This window comes from Gemella sp. 27098_8_155, assembly GCF_041433725.1.
Lineage (GTDB): Bacteria > Bacillota > Bacilli > Staphylococcales > Gemellaceae > Gemella > Gemella haemolysans_D.
In genome coordinates this window covers 18,888-34,494 of record NZ_JAPWCA010000006.1, presented here as the reverse complement: position 1 = coordinate 34,494, position 15,607 = coordinate 18,888, and the positions used below count along the sequence as shown (strand labels likewise).

Below are 15,607 nucleotides of genomic sequence, written 5' to 3'. Positions count from 1 at the left end.
AAAAATTATGATAAAAATTATTATAGCTGCATTCTTAATATTAGGTTTCGTATCAGTCGTGGTTGCTAGTGCGAGATGGAAAGAAAAGGATGAGGATGAATAAAAAGAAAAGTGGATTATTGGAGACATTTAAATGCTCCAATAATCCATTATACATTTGACAAATCTCTTATTATGGTATATAATATTGATAATTTGAATAACACATCTTTAATGTGATCCAGAGAGGTCAGCAAAGATTTATTAATTGGAAAACCAAGTTTATTTATGCTGTCCTGCTCAATAGAGTAGGCTATTTTTTTGAGGTGAAGTATGAAAAAACGAATTCTTTTCGACGAAACAATGATTTCTAGAATGATTACTAGAATTGCGAATGAAATTATCGAACAAAACAAATTAGATGATATTGTTTTAGTAGGTATTCAAACTAGAGGGATTCATATCGCCAAAAGATTAAAACAAAAAATCAAAGAAATTGAAAATACTAATATTCCAGTAGAAACACTTGATATAAAATTTTATCGTGATGATTTAGAAAAAATAAGTGACGAACCTGAAATAAAAGTTCCACGTTTTAAACTTGATTTGACTAACAAAGTTGTAATTATTGTAGATGATGTTCTTTATACAGGAAGAACGGTAAGAGCAGCGATAGATGCTATTATGGATGCTAGTCGTCCAAAAGCAATTCGACTTGCGATTCTTGTAGATAGGGGACATAGAGAACTGCCAATTAGAGCAGATCATATTGGAAAAAATATTCCTACTTCAAGAAAAGAAAATGTACAAGTTCATTTAAATGAAGTAGATGATGTTGAAGAAATATTATTAATTTAAATATAAAATCTTTTTAAGGTAGTCCAGAGAGGCTAACAAGGGATTGAATTTAAAGTTTATACTTTATTTGAGGATAGCTATATTTAGGTATAACTATGCCCAGATAATAACTTGAATTTAATAGTTGATGAACAGTCATACCTTGTAGCCAAATGGATACAAGGTATTTTTTTATACAAAATGGAGGAAGCACTATGAGAAATATAGTAAAAATGTCAGACTTAACAAATGAAGAAGTTTATCAGCTGATAGAAAGAGCTTTAGAGTTGAAAAATGGTAAGCAGGTAGAACCAAGAGAAGATCTATATGTAGCGAACCTATTTTTTGAAAACTCAACTAGAACAAAACATAGTTTTGAGGTAGCTGAACACAAACATAGATTAAATGTTATAAACTTCGAGGCTTCAACTTCGTCAGTAAATAAAGGTGAAACTTTATACGATACTTGTAAAACGTTAGAAATGTTAGGTTGTAACATGTTGGTTATTAGACATGGTCAAGACGCTTACTATAATGAACTGACTAATTTAAATATTCCGATTTTAAGTGGAGGAGATGGAAGTGGAGAACATCCAAGCCAATGTTTACTTGACTTAATGACAATGTATGAGAAATTCGGAACGTTCGAAAATCTTAATGTTATTATTGCTGGAGATATTAAAAATTCTCGAGTGGCAAGAAGTAACTACAACATGCTTACTAGATTAGGCGCGAGAGTAAGATTTGTTTGTCCTGATATTTTCAAGGATGATACACTTGGAGAAGTAGTAGACTTTGATAAAGTAGTTGGAGAAGTTGATGTTTGTATGTTGCTAAGAGTTCAACATGAAAGACATGACTCTAAGATGGGACTAAGTAAAGATGAATATCATAATAACTTTGGATTAACTAAAGAGCGCTATGAAAGATTAAAAGAATCAGCAATAGTGATGCATCCGGCACCTGTTAATAGAGATATGGAAATAGCTTCGGAACTAGTTGAAGCACCTAAATCAGTAATCTTTGAACAGATGAAAAATGGGATGTTCATGAGACAGGCAATGATAGAAAAAATAATTAAAGATAATAATTTATAAAGAGGAGAAGTATATGTTACTTTTAAAAAACGGTAAAATTTTAGAAAATGGTGTATTAGTAGAAAGAGATATTTTAGTTGAAGATAAAAAAATCGTAAAAATATCTGAGAATATCGAAGAGAGTGGAGCTAGGGTATTAGACTTAGAAGGGAAATTCGTTTCACCAGGATTTATAGATGTTCACGTACACTGGAGAGAGCCAGGGTTTGAATACAAAGAAAACATTTATCATGCTTCAAGAGCAGCAGCTCGTGGTGGATTTACTACAGCAATGCCAATGCCGAACTTAAATCCAGTACCAGATAACTATGAGAACCTAAAATTACAATTAGATATTATCGAACGTGATTCAGTAATTAGAGCAATACCATTTGGAGCTATAACAAAAGGTGAAGAAGGAAAAGAATATGCTGATTTCGAAGAATTAGCTGAGCATGTGTTTGCCTTTAGTGATGACGGTAGAGGAGTACAAGATGCTAACATGATGTATGAATCTATGATGGTTGCTGCTAAATTAAATAAAGCAATCGTAGCTCACTGTGAAGATAACTCATTAATCCGCGGAGGATGCATGCACTGTGGACGTAGAAGTCGTGAATTAGACTTACCAGGAATTCCTTCAGTATGTGAAAGTGTTCAGATTGCACGTGATGTTCTTTTAGCTGAAGCAGCAGGATGTCACTACCACGTTTGTCACGTATCTACTAAAGAATCAGTAAGGGTAGTAAGAGAAGCGAAGGCAGCAGGAATTAAAGTAACTTGTGAAGTGTGTCCTCACCACCTAATAAGTGATGAAATGGATATCCCAGAAGATAACGGAATGTGGAAAATGAATCCACCGCTAAGAGCACGTGAAGATAGAAATGCTCTTATCGCTGGTTTATTAGATGGAACAATCGATGTAATAGCAACAGACCACGCTCCACATGCTACTCATGAGAAAGACTTATCAATGAGAAAAGCTGCATTTGGAATTGTAGGAAGTGAAACAGCATTCAGTCAACTTTATACGAAGTTTGTAAAAACTGGAGTATTCTCACTAGATTTACTAGTTAAGTTAATGACGGAAAAAGTTGCAGATACTTTCGACTTACCATATGGACGTTTAGAAGAAGGTGGTTATGCAGACTTAGTAGTAATTGACTTAGAAAAATCACTGAAAATTGATCCAGAAAAATTCTTATCTAAAGGTAGAAACACACCGTACGTAGGAGAAGAAATTTATGGAATCCCAGTACTAACATTATGCGAAGGTCAAGTTGCATACAAAGATAGTGAAGTATTTGAAGTTTAAAAAATAAAAAACTTAGAAAGAGAGAACAAAGATGTACAGTTACGATAGACAACTAATTTTAGAAGATGGAACAGTATATAAAGGATATGGATTCGGTGCTAACAAAGCACTAGCAGGAGAGGTAGTATTTAACACAGGTATGACTGGATATCAAGAAACACTATCAGATCCATCATACAATGGACAAATAGTAACATTTACTTATCCATTAATCGGAAACTACGGAATCAATAGAGATGACTTTGAGACAATTAATCCAAGTATTAAAGGGCTTATCGTTAGGGAAGTTTGTAAAAAACCTTCTAACTTTAGAACGGAATACAGTTTAGATGAAGTGTTAAAAGAACTTAACATTCCAGGAATTTCAGGAATCGATACACGTAGTTTAACAAGAAAAATAAGAGAACACGGTACAATCAAAGGAATAATCACAGACCTTTGTATGGATCCAGAAGAACAATTAGAAAATCTTAGAAAAACTGATTTACCAACGAACCAAATTGAACAAGTTTCAACGCAAAAAGCTTTCTTATCTTCAGGAAATGGATATAGAGTAGTACTAGTGGACTTTGGTATGAAATCAGGGATACTAAGAGAACTTAATGAACGTAATTGTGACATCGTTGTAGTACCTCATAATGTAACTGCTGCGGAAATCTTCAGACTTAATCCAGATGGAATTATGTTAAGTAATGGACCTGGGGATCCAGAAGATGTGCCAGAAACAATCGAGATGCTTAAAGAAGTTATGCCGAAAATCCCAGTTTTTGGAATTTGTATGGGGCACCAACTTATTGCACTAGCATCTGGAGCGAAAACATATAAACTTAAATTCGGACACCGTGGAGCTAACCACCCAGTTAAAAACTTAATAACTGGAAAAGTTGATATTACTTCACAAAACCATGGTTTCAGTGTAGATATCGAATCATTAAAAGATACAGATTTAGAGCTTACACACTTATCAGTGAATGATAAAACATGTGAAGGAGTACGTCATAAAAAATACCCAGTATTTTCAGTACAATATCATCCAGAAGCATCACCAGGACCACACGATCCTAACTACTTATTCGATCAGTTTATAGATTATATGAGAGAATTTAAAGAAAATAAATAGGAAATAACCTGAGAAATTATAGAGTATCGATGCAAAATTAAGGAGAATAAAAATGCCAAAACGTAATGATATAAAAACAATACTAGTAATAGGATCTGGACCAATTACAATAGGTCAAGCAGCAGAGTTTGACTATGCTGGGACTCAAGCGTGTCTGTCTTTAAGAGAAGAAGGGTATGAAGTTATCTTAGTTAACTCTAACCCAGCGACAATAATGACTGATAAAGAAATTGCAGATAAAGTTTATATGGAACCTTTAACTCTTGAGTTTGTAAGTAAAATTATCAGAAAAGAAAGACCTGATGCATTACTTCCAACATTAGGAGGACAAGTGGGGCTTAACCTTGCGGTAGAGCTGCACAAAAGTGGAATCTTAGATAAATACGGAGTTGAATTACTAGGAACGAAATTAAGTTCAATCGAACAAGCAGAGGATAGAGAATTATTCCGTGATCTTATGAATGAACTTAATGAACCAGTTCCAGAATCAGCGATAATTACAACTTTAGATGAAGCGAGAGAATTCGTTGCTGAAATAGGATATCCAGTAATTGTTCGTCCTGCCTTCACGATGGGAGGAACAGGTGGAGGTATCTGTTACGATGAGAAAGATTTAGAAGAAATAGTAAGTAGTGGATTACACTATTCACCAGTTACTCAATGTTTATTAGAAAAATCTATCGCAGGATTTAAAGAAATTGAATACGAAGTAATGCGTGACTCTAACGATACAGCAATTGTTGTATGTAACATGGAAAACATTGATCCTGTAGGAATTCACACAGGGGATTCAGTAGTAGTAGCACCTTCTCAAACATTAACAGACAGAGAGTACCACATGCTACGTAATGTATCATTAAAAATTATTAGAGCTTTAAAAATTGAAGGTGGATGTAACGTACAACTTGCACTGGATCCAAATTCATTCAAATACTATATTATCGAAGTTAACCCAAGGGTATCACGTTCATCAGCTCTAGCTTCAAAAGCAACAGGATATCCAATCGCGAAAATTGCAGCGAAAATTGCTGTAGGTTTAACACTTGATGAAATTATAAACCCAGTTACACAAAACTCATATGCTTGTTTCGAACCGACACTTGACTACGTAGTAAGTAAAATTCCACGTTTCCCATTTGATAAATTTGAAAATGCGGATAGAAAACTAGGAACACAAATGAAAGCTACCGGTGAAGTAATGGCGATGGGTAGAACTTATGAAGAAAGTTTACTAAAAGCTATTCGTTCACTAGAATATGGGGTGCACCACCTTGGGCTACCAAACGGGGATGATTTTACATTAGAAGAAATTATTGACAAGATTAAACAAGCTGGAGATGAAAGATTATTCTTTATCGGAGAAGCTTTAAGACGTGGACAAAGCACAAAAGATATTCACGATATTACAAAAATTGATATGTTCTTCTTAGAAAAAATGCAAAATATCATCGATATTGAGCATGAATTAAAAGACAATGTTGGAAATGTAGATTTACTAGAATATGCTAAAAAATACGGATTCTCTGATAAGGTAATTGCCCACAGATGGGGAGTGACAGAAGATGATATCTACAACCTTCGTCAAGAAAATAAAATAACTCCAGTATTCAAAATGGTTGATACATGTGCAGCTGAGTTTGTTTCAGAAACACCATACTTCTACTCAAGTTATGAACAAGAGGAAGAATCAATCGTTAGCGATAAGAAAAAAATTGTTGTACTAGGATCTGGTCCTATCCGAATCGGACAAGGTGTAGAGTTCGACTACGCAACAGTACACGCGGTAATGGCGATTAAAGATGCTGGTTACGAAGCAATTATTGTTAATAACAACCCAGAAACAGTTTCTACAGACTTTACAATCTCTGATAAACTGTACTTCGAGCCACTTACTGAAGAAGATGTAATGGCGATAATTAATCATGAAAAACCACTTGGTGTAGTAGTTCAATTCGGTGGACAAACAGCGATTAACCTAGCGGCTAAATTAGAAAAACACGGCGTGAAAATTCTAGGTACAGCTTTAGAAGAAATCGATAATGCAGAAGATAGAGATAAATTTGAAGAATTATTACATAAATTAGATATTCCACAACCACTTGGGAAAACTGCTTTTGATGTAGAAACAGCAGTTAAGAATGCTGAAGAAATCGGATATCCTGTATTAGTAAGACCATCATACGTACTTGGTGGACGAGCTATGGAAATAGTGTACGAAGAAGCGGAACTACGTCGTTATATGAAAACAGCAGTAAAACTTACACCAGAACATCCAGTACTAACTGATAGATATTTAGTTGGTCGTGAGATAGAAGTAGATGCTATTAGTGATGGTGAAACAGTAATTATTCCAGGTATTATGGAGCATATCGAAAGAGCTGGGGTTCACTCTGGGGATTCTATAGCAGTATATCCACCTCAAACATTAACAGAAGGTGAAAAAGCTAAGTTAATAGAATATACAATTAAATTAGCAAAAGGATTAAACATCGTTGGACTATTAAATATTCAATATGTAATCAGTAAAGGGGAAGTATTCGTACTAGAAGTTAACCCACGAAGCTCAAGAACTGTACCATTCTTAAGTAAAATAACAGGAGTACCAATGGCGAAACTTGCTGCTGGAGCTATCATTGGAGAAACGCTAAAATCTAAAGGATATGAAACTGGGCTATTACCAGAAGCAGAGAATGTGTACACTAAAGTACCGGTATTTAGTTTCCAAAAACTAAAAGACGTAGATACTACTCTTGGACCTGAGATGAAATCAACTGGAGAAGTAATGGGAAGTGATAGAACTCTAGAAAAATCACTTTACAAAGGACTACTTGCAGCAGGAATCAAGGTAAGTGATCAAGGAAATATCTTATTCACAATTAGTGATGATGATAAAGAAGAAGCATTAAATATAGCAAAACGTTTCTTCGGCTTAGGATACAACCTATTAGCTACAGAAGGAACAGCTAAGTACTTAGATGAACACGGATTAAGAGTTACTCCAGTAGGAAAAATTAATCAAAGTGATTACAGTGTACTTGATGCTATATATAATGGAGATGTGGATGTAGTAGTAAATACTACTTCAAAAGATAAAGATGTAACAAAAGACGGATTCAAGATTCGCCGTGTAGCGAGTGAACAAGAGGTTGTATGTTTAACATCATTAGATACAGCAGATGCGCTACTAAAAGTTTTAGAATCAATCTCATTTGATATATTACCACTATAAAATAAAAAATGATGAAGAAGGGGAAATTTTTTCCCTTCTTCTTACAGAAGGAGCATTTGGATGGATACTTATTTAGCAACAGTAATCAGTAATGAACAAGTAGCAGATAAAATATTTAGAATTGAACTACAAGGAGATGTAGTTAAAGAAATGAATACACCAGGACAATTCGTAAATATTAAAGTAAGTAACAGCTATGAGTTTTTATTAAGAAGACCAATTTCAATTTGTGAAATTAATAAAGAAAAAAATACATTTGTGATGGTCTACAGAGCAGATGGAGCAGGTACTAAAAAGATCTCAGAATTAGAAGCAGGTAATTTAGTAGACGTATTAGGACCATTAGGAAAAGGATATGATGTTTATACGCTAGAAAAAGGGCAAACTGCTTTGCTAGTAGGTGGAGGAATTGGAGTTCCACCATTATATGAATTAGCAAAGCAATTTAGAAAACAAGGGGTAAACACTGTACATATTTTAGGTTTTAATAATGTGAAAGATGTGTTTTATGAAGAAAAATTTGCAGAGCTTGGTACAACTTATGTTGCTACAGCTGATGGAAGTTATGGAGAAAAAGGTTTTGTTACTGATGTTATAAAAAATTATGAAGTTGACTATGATAAGTATTATAGTTGTGGTCCATTTGCTATGTTAAAAGCATTAACTAAGATGGATGAAGAAAAGATGGGATATATTTCTTTAGAAGAAAGAATGGCCTGTGGAGTTGGAGCATGTTATGCATGTGTTTGTGAAAAAATCGATGGTTCGATCTCACGTGTATGTTACGATGGACCTGTTTATGATTCGAAAGAAATAGCATTATAGGAGGAATTTATGAGCGAAAGATTACGAGTAAAATTACCAGGATTAGATTTAAAAAATCCTGTAATGCCAGCATCAGGATGCTTTGCATTTGGTTTAGAATATGCTAACTTTTATGATCTAAGTAAACTTGGCGCAATCATGATTAAGGCAGCCACTAAAGAACCGCGTTTTGGAAATCCTACACCACGTGTCGCTGAAACTTCTAGTGGAATGTTGAATGCAATAGGTCTACAAAATCCTGGGGTTCATGAGATATTAGAAACTAAATTAAAAGAATTAGAAAAATATGATGTTCCTATTATTGCTAATGTTGCGGGAAGTGAAATAGATGATTATGTCTATGTAGCAGAGCATATAAGTAAAGCACCGAATGTTCATGCATTAGAGTTAAATATATCTTGTCCTAATGTAAAACATGGTGGGATTCAATTTGGAACGGATCCAGAAACAGCGAAAAATTTAACTAGAAAAGTTAAAGAAGTATCTAGTGTACCTGTTTATGTGAAACTTTCACCTAATGTCACCGATATTGTAGCCATGGCAAAAGCTGTAGAAGAAGGTGGAGCTGATGGTATTACAATGATAAATACTTTAGTAGGTGTAAGGCTAGATAAAAAGACTGGAAAACCAATTATAGCGAATGTAACTGGAGGACTTTCTGGACCTGCGGTGAAACCTGTAGCTATAAGAATGGTTTACCAGGTGAGCCAAGCTGTAAACATTCCTATTATAGGTATGGGAGGAATTATGGATGAGTGGGATGTTATCGACTTTATCTCTGCTGGAGCGAGTGCGGTAGCAGTAGGTACAGCGAACTTTGCAGATCCATATGCTTGTCCAAAAATTATCGATAAATTAGAAGCGGCGCTTGATGAACTAGGAGTTGAACATATACTAGAACTTTGTGGTCGTGCATATAAATAAAAAGGAGAAATATTATGAATAAAGATGTAATAATAGCGTTAGATTTTCCAACTTTGGAAGATACATTAAGTTTTTTAGAAAAATTTGGTGAAGAAAAATTATTTGTAAAAGTAGGGATGGAATTATACCTACAAAATGGACCTGTTGTTATTGAAAAAATTAAAGAATTAGGACACAAGATATTCTTAGATCTTAAACTACATGATATTCCTAATACAGTTTATGGTGCGACAAAAGGATTAGCGAAATTCAAAGTTGATATTCTTACTGTACATGCTGCAGGAGGCTATGAGATGCTAAAAGCAGCAAAACGAGGAATGGTTGAAGGTGGTAGTGTAGATACTAATGTAATAGCTATAACACAATTAACTTCGACATCAGAAGAAGCGATGAAAGAAGAGCAGTTAATATCTGTATCTCTAGAAGAGAGTGTAATTAATTATGCTAAACTAGCTAAAAAAGCAGGACTTGATGGAGTAGTTTCATCGGTTTGGGAAGCAAGATTAATTAGAGAAAACTGTGGTGATGACTTCTTAAAAGTAACTCCAGGAATAAGATTAGAAACAGATGAAGTAGGAGATCAAAAACGTGTAGCAACTCCAGCTGTTGCTAACGAAGAAGGAAGTACACACATCGTGGTTGGGCGTTCTATTACTAAATCAGAAAATCCACTTGAAGTTTATAAACTAATAAAAAGTCAATTCGTAAAATAAAAATATACAGATAACATAAAGGAGAAGAACATGGCATTAGAAAGAAAAATAGCAAAACACTTATTAGATATTGAAGCAGTGGCATTAAGACCAAACGATTATTTCACTTGGACATCTGGAATTAAATCACCAATTTACTGTGATAACAGAATTACAATGTCATACCCTGTGATTCGTCGTGAAATAGCTGTAGGAATGAGTGAAGTAATTAAAGCTAAATTCCCAGAAGTAGAAGTAGTTGCAGGTACTGCAACAGCAGGTATTCCTCACGCTGCATGGGTAAGTGAAGTATTAGATTTACCTATGATTTACGTGAGAGATTCAGCTAAAAAACACGGGAAAACAAATCAAATCGAAGGAAGATTACTAGAAGGGCAAAAAGTTGTTATTATTGAAGACTTAATCTCAACTGGATTATCTTCATTAAAAGTAGCTAAAGCGTTAGAAGAAGCTGGTGCAGTAGTTCTAGGTGTTGTGGCAATATTTAGTTATGAACTTAAAAAAGCACAAGATGCCTTTGCAGCAGATAAAGTAGAGTATCACACATTAACTAACTATAACTACTTAATTGAAGAAGCGGTTGCAAGTGATTATATCAAACAAGAAGATGTAGAAAAACTTCTTGAGTGGAGAAATAATTTATAATAAAAGTTCTTTATCGGATTGAGATTAGTTTCAAGGAAATAAAGTATATAAAGTAATAATAAAGATGTAGCTTAGAGGAAAGTTTTAGGTTACATCTTTTAATATTGGCTCTTTGTCAAGTACGATTGATTTAGAAATATAGGAAGGTTAATACAATTTATTTCCATCAGAAATTAAAATTTTTTAAAGAGATTCAAACAATTTGTGATTTCAAGTGAGGGTATGAAACATTGATATAGTAATGTTTGTGTAACCTCACGCTACTATATTTTTTAGTACAACAACTATTTATCCAAGTATTTTATATAATTTTAAGTACTGCTAATTATCTTCTTAGTGTTTTCCTATTTTAAATACAATTCACTGGGGAAACCTAACGAATCCAATACCTTAGTAGCATGATTTTTATTATCCATACTGTTATAAAAGTTTTCTATCAGTAAAACTAATCGATCTTTTAAGTTAGTGTATTCGATAATGTTAAAAAAACATTTAAAAGTTAAAATTGTACTATATACTGTTTGTCTAGATTTTCTTTTGTCTTGATTATGTAATTCATTAATGTATTTTATGTTATTTTTACATTTGAAATTAATTAATCTATTGTTATGAGCTACTACATTTCTAATTTGTCTAATGTTTTCAAGTATAGATGAAAATACAGCTACATCTAATCTAATAATTTTATCCTTAGAAGATAAGTTTTTATTTATATGATTTCTCACTATTCTATATTTCAATGTAGGAGTTAGTGTATTATAAAAATATATACTTTGTCCTAAAGTTAAAAAGCTAGATAATACCCATAAAGGAACATCATTGTGGTTATTTATATAATGTTTGATAGCATTAGCTTTTTTATCATTACTGTAAAAATTAATTATATTTGTGTATGTACTAATTACACTAAATGCAGAAGATAAGTTTTTCTTATCATAGTTCCTTACATTTAAAAATGCATATTCTTCTTGATACTTGTTACAATATTCATAAATTAACATAGCCTTAAATATACTTTCTATTTCAGTAAGATATTCAAATAATATTTTCTTTAGTTCTCTATCTAGATTTTGTACCATAAGGATATTTTCAAAATAAGTATTATCTTCATAGCTATTAAAACTATTTATCATAAATTTACTGTAATTATTAATAAGGTTATAATAATTATTTTTTAATAATATTTCTCTTGCTTTTTCTTTATCTTTAAATTTTAAATTTCTTTTTTCTAATAAGTCAATTTGTTGATCTATTGTTCTAAAAGGTTTTCCCATATTTCTCACCTCTTTCATATAAAATAAAACACGGCTTACAAATAAATGTAAACCGTGCTTACGCTACTAGAAGTCCGCAGTACATTCTAGTGCTATACCTTATTTACATTCTAGCATTTTTTGTTAATATTTTCAAGCTATTTTTATTGATAATTTAAAGACAGTTTCCATATTTTCTTGACACACTTTGATATGGAATAGCATGGAAGTGATTCAAAAATCGTGATTTTGGAGAAACAAGATTTTGTAGAGTCAACCCCGCACAGTTCATTAGATATATAAAAAGTTTTTTCTAAAGCGAATTTAGATATCAATAAACCACTGCGTCTATGAGTATGAACTTTGTTAAATTTTAGGACTTTTTGGTCAGTTTCATTCTGATTAAAACTCTTTCTAGTTATGTTTATTATATTATATTTTTTAGTATAGTGTCTAGTTTTTAAGTGTGACTCTAAGTTAAATTAAAAGAAATAAAGTATATAAAGTAATATTAAAGATGTAACTTAGAGAAAATATTTAAGTTACATCTTTTTATATTATCATTTTAATTTGATAGCGATTATCAGTGGCTTATGATATAATTATATTAATAATATAAGGTAGTGAGGTAATGAAAAATGGATAATATTATTGATGTGAGTATACCAGTTGCACAAGTTGTTGATAAACACCCAGAAGTATTGGATATTTTAGTAGATTTAGGGTTTAAGCCTTTGGCTAATCCGATTATGAGAAATACTGTAGGTAGAAAGACTTCACTTAGAATGGGTTCGAAATTGGCAGGAATTAAACTTGAAACAATTATTGCTACATTAGAAGCTAATGGATATGAAGTAGTAGGACTAGACTAATGGCTACAAAGAGAATTGAAGTTTTACGCGATATATTATTACGACTTCATAAAGGTGAGTCTGCCGAATCTGTTCAAGATGAATTCAATGAACATTTTTCTGGAGTATCTGCTATTGAGATATCTTTAATGGAGCATGAGCTTATGAATTCAGATTCTGGCGTAACTTTTGAAGATGTTATGAAGTTATGTAATGTACATGCTAATTTGTTTAAAGGTGCGATAAAAACTGTAGAAGTTGAAGATAGTGAGCATCCAGGACATCCAGTTCAAGTGTTTAAACAAGAAAATTTAGCTTTAAGAGCCGCGATAATAAGAGTTCGACGAATTTTAGACAATTATGCTAAGCTCGATGATGGTGATACAAAAGTAGCAGTTTTAAAAGGATTACTTCGTCAGTTGCAATTATTAGGACAATTTGATATTCATTATAAACGTAAAGAAGAACTAATGTTTCCTATAATGGAAAAATATGGCCACGATGCACCACCTAAGGTTATGTGGGGTGTTGACGATGAAATAAGAGATTTATTTAAACTTGCTAAAGAAGAAGCGGAAAAACTACCTAATGCAGAGATAGCTGTTGTTAAAGAAAAATTTGAAGTTTTTGTTAAAGAATTTGAGGAAATGATCTTTAAGGAAGAGTCGATTCTTCTGATGATATTATTAGAAACATTTACTCAAGACGATTGGTTGAGTATAGCCAAGGACAGTGATGCTTACGGTTATGCAATAATTCGACCTCAAGAAGAGTGGATTCCTCATAGAGAAGATTTTGAAACGCAAATTACTAGCGTTGATAGTGAAGTAATAGAAGCTACAGAAGGGGAATTAACGAAAGTAATACAAACTCCTGAAGGAGAGTTTACTATTACCTATAAACCAAAAGAAGTTAAAGAAGAAAATTTCAATAGAGATACACCTCAGAAAATAGGAAAAGGGTATCTATCATTAAATCAAATTGATTTGATATTAAATCATTTGCCTATGGAAATTACCTTTGTTAATAAAGATGAGGTTTTTCAATATTATAATAACCATTGTTCAGAAGAAGAAATGATTTTCAAACGCACACCTGGTCAAGTAGGTAGAAATGTAGAACTATGTCATCCACCTAAGTACCTAGAAAAAGTTAAAACTATAATGAAAAACTTACGAGATAGAAAAAAAGATAAGTACGAAATGTGGTTTAAATCAGAATCAAGAGGAAAGTTTGTTCATGTTACTTATGCAGGTGTTTATGATGAAAATGGTGAATTTCAAGGAGTATTAGAATACGTTCAGGATATAGCTCCTTATAGAGAAATAGACAGTGATTATTATAGGGGAATAGAATAAGATAAAAGCGAGATAGACTCAAAAATCGATTTTGTTGAGTCCCTCTCGCTATATTTTTTTATGAATATATTTTATCGAATACATTTTTTCTTAATTTTCTCGTTGCAAGAATCAACAATATAATTAGTATTAGAGAATATATTATTCCTACTATATTTGCTGATGATGGCAGCATAGCAACTAAGAAAAATGTCACGACATTAAGTAGTACTAATAATAAAATAGCTCCGAAAGCTAAAATAGTTAATAGGACTTGATTTATCGAACTACGATTAGCTAAATCTGTGATAGTGTTCCAGTTTAGATATAATTTTTTATAGTCGCTTGTATAACTATAGAATGAAAAAACAATACTTGAAATAATATAAGATATTATTGTTACAATTGCTAATAAGATTGGTGTTTTAGTTATAATTAACATCATAATCAGAGCAAGTAATCCAAAACCAAGTTGTAAACAAGTGGCGATTGCTAATTTGATTTTTAGGTATTTTTTGAAATCAAAAGGAACAGATTTTAAAAAATAATAGTCTTGTTTTTCTAGTGATATTGCTATACTTGTAAAATTCATAGGATTAGAATTAATGTACAATGCTAATGTAAATCCTATAGTCATAGCTACTGGATAGAATATAGGTGGTAGTGTAATACCCCCGTGCTTTCTAATTTCTATAATCGGAATTATAAATATACCAAGTGTGATAAGAAGATTAGTAAATACAGTTGACGAAATTGTACTGTTTAACAATAGTTTTACATTTCTCTTAATTAGTTTAGAAAATAGTGTAGTTGATGTACTATTAGTATTTTCTTTAATTTTTATAGTTTTAGAACTAGATGTATATGTACTACCTGATATTCTATATAAGTCTTTCATATATTTTTTTACTACGAATACATAAGTAGTAAAGAAAGAGATAACTGCTAGAATTATAGTTATTATTAAATAAGTATAAGTCTTTGAAATATCTAACACGAGTATATTTAAAAATAAATCTCCTTTATATTCAGAACCAATATTTTTAAAAGTATGAGCAAACTCAAATATCCCCCCCGTGAAAACTATCAACGCAATCAAGATTGTAGCTGCATTAACTTTTCCTTTATTCTTCTTGAAGTTTGGGATATAAGTAATAAATGAAAGTATCGTCATTATAGAACATATTAAAGTAATAATAAATGCAAAACTATATACTAATACGAAGAAAAGTTTTTGAATTGAAAACTCTGCATTTAATCCAATAATCAAGTTTATAACTATTAATGGAATAAAATTACTTATAACTAGTGTAAGTAGAGTGAACAATTTACTAAAGAATATCTCAGCCCCTGTAATTGGTAAATGAATAATTGCTAATGTATCATCACTTTCATAAAACATATTGGTAAAATTATTTAAAATTTGGATAAATACCATTAATAAAATAAAGAAAAGTATACTCCTATAACCCGATCCAGAAAAGTTAAAACCACGAGAAAATA

13 protein-coding genes are annotated in these 15,607 nt (G+C 32.0%); 11 read left to right on the top strand and 2 right to left on the bottom strand.

The window, feature by feature from the left end; genetic code table 11:
• The first annotated feature begins 312 nt into the window (after nucleotides 1-312).
• The 9 genes from pyrR (at nucleotide 313) to pyrE (ending at nucleotide 10,663) form a co-directional block, all read left to right on the top strand.
• Nucleotides 313-837 (top strand): bifunctional pyr operon transcriptional regulator/uracil phosphoribosyltransferase PyrR, encoded by a 525-nt coding sequence (gene pyrR, locus O5Y44_RS04045; protein ID WP_048802527.1) that lies wholly within the window; start codon nucleotides 313-315, stop codon nucleotides 835-837.
• A gap of 194 nt (nucleotides 838-1,031) precedes the next feature.
• Complete coding sequence (locus O5Y44_RS04040) at nucleotides 1,032-1,913, top strand: aspartate carbamoyltransferase catalytic subunit (protein ID WP_316447239.1); 882 nt, start codon at nucleotides 1,032-1,034, stop codon at nucleotides 1,911-1,913.
• A 13-nt stretch (nucleotides 1,914-1,926) separates the two neighbouring features.
• On the top strand, nucleotides 1,927-3,207 hold the full coding sequence (locus O5Y44_RS04035) for a dihydroorotase (protein WP_316447238.1): 1,281 nt from the start codon (nucleotides 1,927-1,929) through the stop codon (nucleotides 3,205-3,207).
• 31 nt (nucleotides 3,208-3,238) lie between these two features.
• Complete coding sequence (gene carA / locus O5Y44_RS04030; RefSeq protein WP_003144720.1) at nucleotides 3,239-4,327, top strand: glutamine-hydrolyzing carbamoyl-phosphate synthase small subunit; 1,089 nt, start codon at nucleotides 3,239-3,241, stop codon at nucleotides 4,325-4,327.
• Nucleotides 4,328-4,379: 52 nt separating this feature from the next.
• A complete protein-coding gene (carB, locus tag O5Y44_RS04025; RefSeq protein ID WP_316447237.1) occupies nucleotides 4,380-7,556 on the top strand; it encodes a carbamoyl-phosphate synthase large subunit in 3,177 nt (1,058 codons plus the stop codon).
• A 60-nt stretch (nucleotides 7,557-7,616) separates the two neighbouring features.
• Nucleotides 7,617-8,381 carry a dihydroorotate dehydrogenase electron transfer subunit gene (locus O5Y44_RS04020; RefSeq protein ID WP_003146937.1) on the top strand — a complete coding sequence of 255 codons (765 nt, stop codon included), beginning with the start codon at nucleotides 7,617-7,619 and terminating at the stop codon, nucleotides 8,379-8,381.
• Between the two features lie 9 nt (nucleotides 8,382-8,390).
• Nucleotides 8,391-9,305, top strand: a complete 915-nt coding sequence (locus O5Y44_RS04015) for a dihydroorotate dehydrogenase (protein WP_371465577.1) — start codon at nucleotides 8,391-8,393, stop codon at nucleotides 9,303-9,305.
• A 14-nt stretch (nucleotides 9,306-9,319) separates the two neighbouring features.
• The gene (pyrF, locus tag O5Y44_RS04010; protein WP_316447236.1) at nucleotides 9,320-10,018 is read left to right on the top strand and encodes an orotidine-5'-phosphate decarboxylase; all 699 of its coding nucleotides are present in this window, start codon (nucleotides 9,320-9,322) and stop codon (nucleotides 10,016-10,018) included.
• Between the two features lie 30 nt (nucleotides 10,019-10,048).
• Complete coding sequence (pyrE, locus tag O5Y44_RS04005; protein ID WP_316447235.1) at nucleotides 10,049-10,663, top strand: orotate phosphoribosyltransferase; 615 nt, start codon at nucleotides 10,049-10,051, stop codon at nucleotides 10,661-10,663.
• Nucleotides 10,664-11,007: 344 nt separating this feature from the next.
• On the opposite strand, the gene O5Y44_RS04000 is transcribed toward pyrE, so the two are convergent.
• Nucleotides 11,008-11,937 carry an Abi family protein gene (locus tag O5Y44_RS04000; protein ID WP_316447234.1) on the bottom strand — a complete coding sequence of 310 codons (930 nt, stop codon included), beginning with the start codon at nucleotides 11,935-11,937 and terminating at the stop codon, nucleotides 11,008-11,010.
• A gap of 617 nt (nucleotides 11,938-12,554) precedes the next feature.
• On the opposite strand from O5Y44_RS04000, the gene O5Y44_RS03995 reads away from it, so the two are divergent.
• Together O5Y44_RS03995 and O5Y44_RS03990 are read left to right on the top strand one after the other, a co-directional pair.
• Entirely contained in the window at nucleotides 12,555-12,788 is a 234-nt protein-coding gene (locus O5Y44_RS03995) for a DUF1858 domain-containing protein (RefSeq protein ID WP_003144696.1), read from the top strand.
• A complete protein-coding gene (locus tag O5Y44_RS03990; protein ID WP_316447233.1) occupies nucleotides 12,788-14,125 on the top strand; it encodes a DUF438 domain-containing protein in 1,338 nt (445 codons plus the stop codon). Before O5Y44_RS03995 ends, O5Y44_RS03990 begins: the two co-directional genes overlap by 1 nt.
• 58 nt (nucleotides 14,126-14,183) lie before the next feature.
• On the opposite strand, the gene O5Y44_RS03985 is transcribed toward O5Y44_RS03990, so the two are convergent.
• Nucleotides 14,184-15,506, bottom strand: a complete 1,323-nt coding sequence (locus tag O5Y44_RS03985) for a hypothetical protein (RefSeq protein ID WP_371465576.1) — start codon at nucleotides 15,504-15,506, stop codon at nucleotides 14,184-14,186.
• Nucleotides 15,507-15,607: the final 101 nt, after the last annotated feature.

What these genes read in the sequence shown, in the direction of transcription:
- O5Y44_RS04040 (WP_316447239.1), top strand. Translation starts at nt 1,032, where the DNA reads ATGAGAAATATAGTAAAAATGTCAGACTTAACAAATGAAGAAGTTTAT.
- pyrE (WP_316447235.1), top strand. Translation starts at nt 10,049, where the DNA reads ATGGCATTAGAAAGAAAAATAGCAAAACACTTATTAGATATTGAAGCA.
- pyrF (WP_316447236.1), top strand. Translation starts at nt 9,320, where the DNA reads ATGAATAAAGATGTAATAATAGCGTTAGATTTTCCAACTTTGGAAGAT.
- pyrR (WP_048802527.1), top strand. Translation starts at nt 313, where the DNA reads ATGAAAAAACGAATTCTTTTCGACGAAACAATGATTTCTAGAATGATT.
- O5Y44_RS04020 (WP_003146937.1), top strand. Translation starts at nt 7,617, where the DNA reads ATGGATACTTATTTAGCAACAGTAATCAGTAATGAACAAGTAGCAGAT.
- carA (WP_003144720.1), top strand. Translation starts at nt 3,239, where the DNA reads ATGTACAGTTACGATAGACAACTAATTTTAGAAGATGGAACAGTATAT.
- O5Y44_RS03995 (WP_003144696.1), top strand. Translation starts at nt 12,555, where the DNA reads ATGGATAATATTATTGATGTGAGTATACCAGTTGCACAAGTTGTTGAT.
- O5Y44_RS03990 (WP_316447233.1), top strand. Translation starts at nt 12,788, where the DNA reads ATGGCTACAAAGAGAATTGAAGTTTTACGCGATATATTATTACGACTT.
- carB (WP_316447237.1), top strand. Translation starts at nt 4,380, where the DNA reads ATGCCAAAACGTAATGATATAAAAACAATACTAGTAATAGGATCTGGA.
- O5Y44_RS04000 (WP_316447234.1), bottom strand. Translation starts at nt 11,937, where the DNA reads ATGGGAAAACCTTTTAGAACAATAGATCAACAAATTGACTTATTAGAA.
- O5Y44_RS04015 (WP_371465577.1), top strand. Translation starts at nt 8,391, where the DNA reads ATGAGCGAAAGATTACGAGTAAAATTACCAGGATTAGATTTAAAAAAT.
- O5Y44_RS04035 (WP_316447238.1), top strand. Translation starts at nt 1,927, where the DNA reads ATGTTACTTTTAAAAAACGGTAAAATTTTAGAAAATGGTGTATTAGTA.
- O5Y44_RS03985 (WP_371465576.1), bottom strand. Translation starts at nt 15,506, where the DNA reads ATGTTTTATGAAAGTGATGATACATTAGCAATTATTCATTTACCAATT.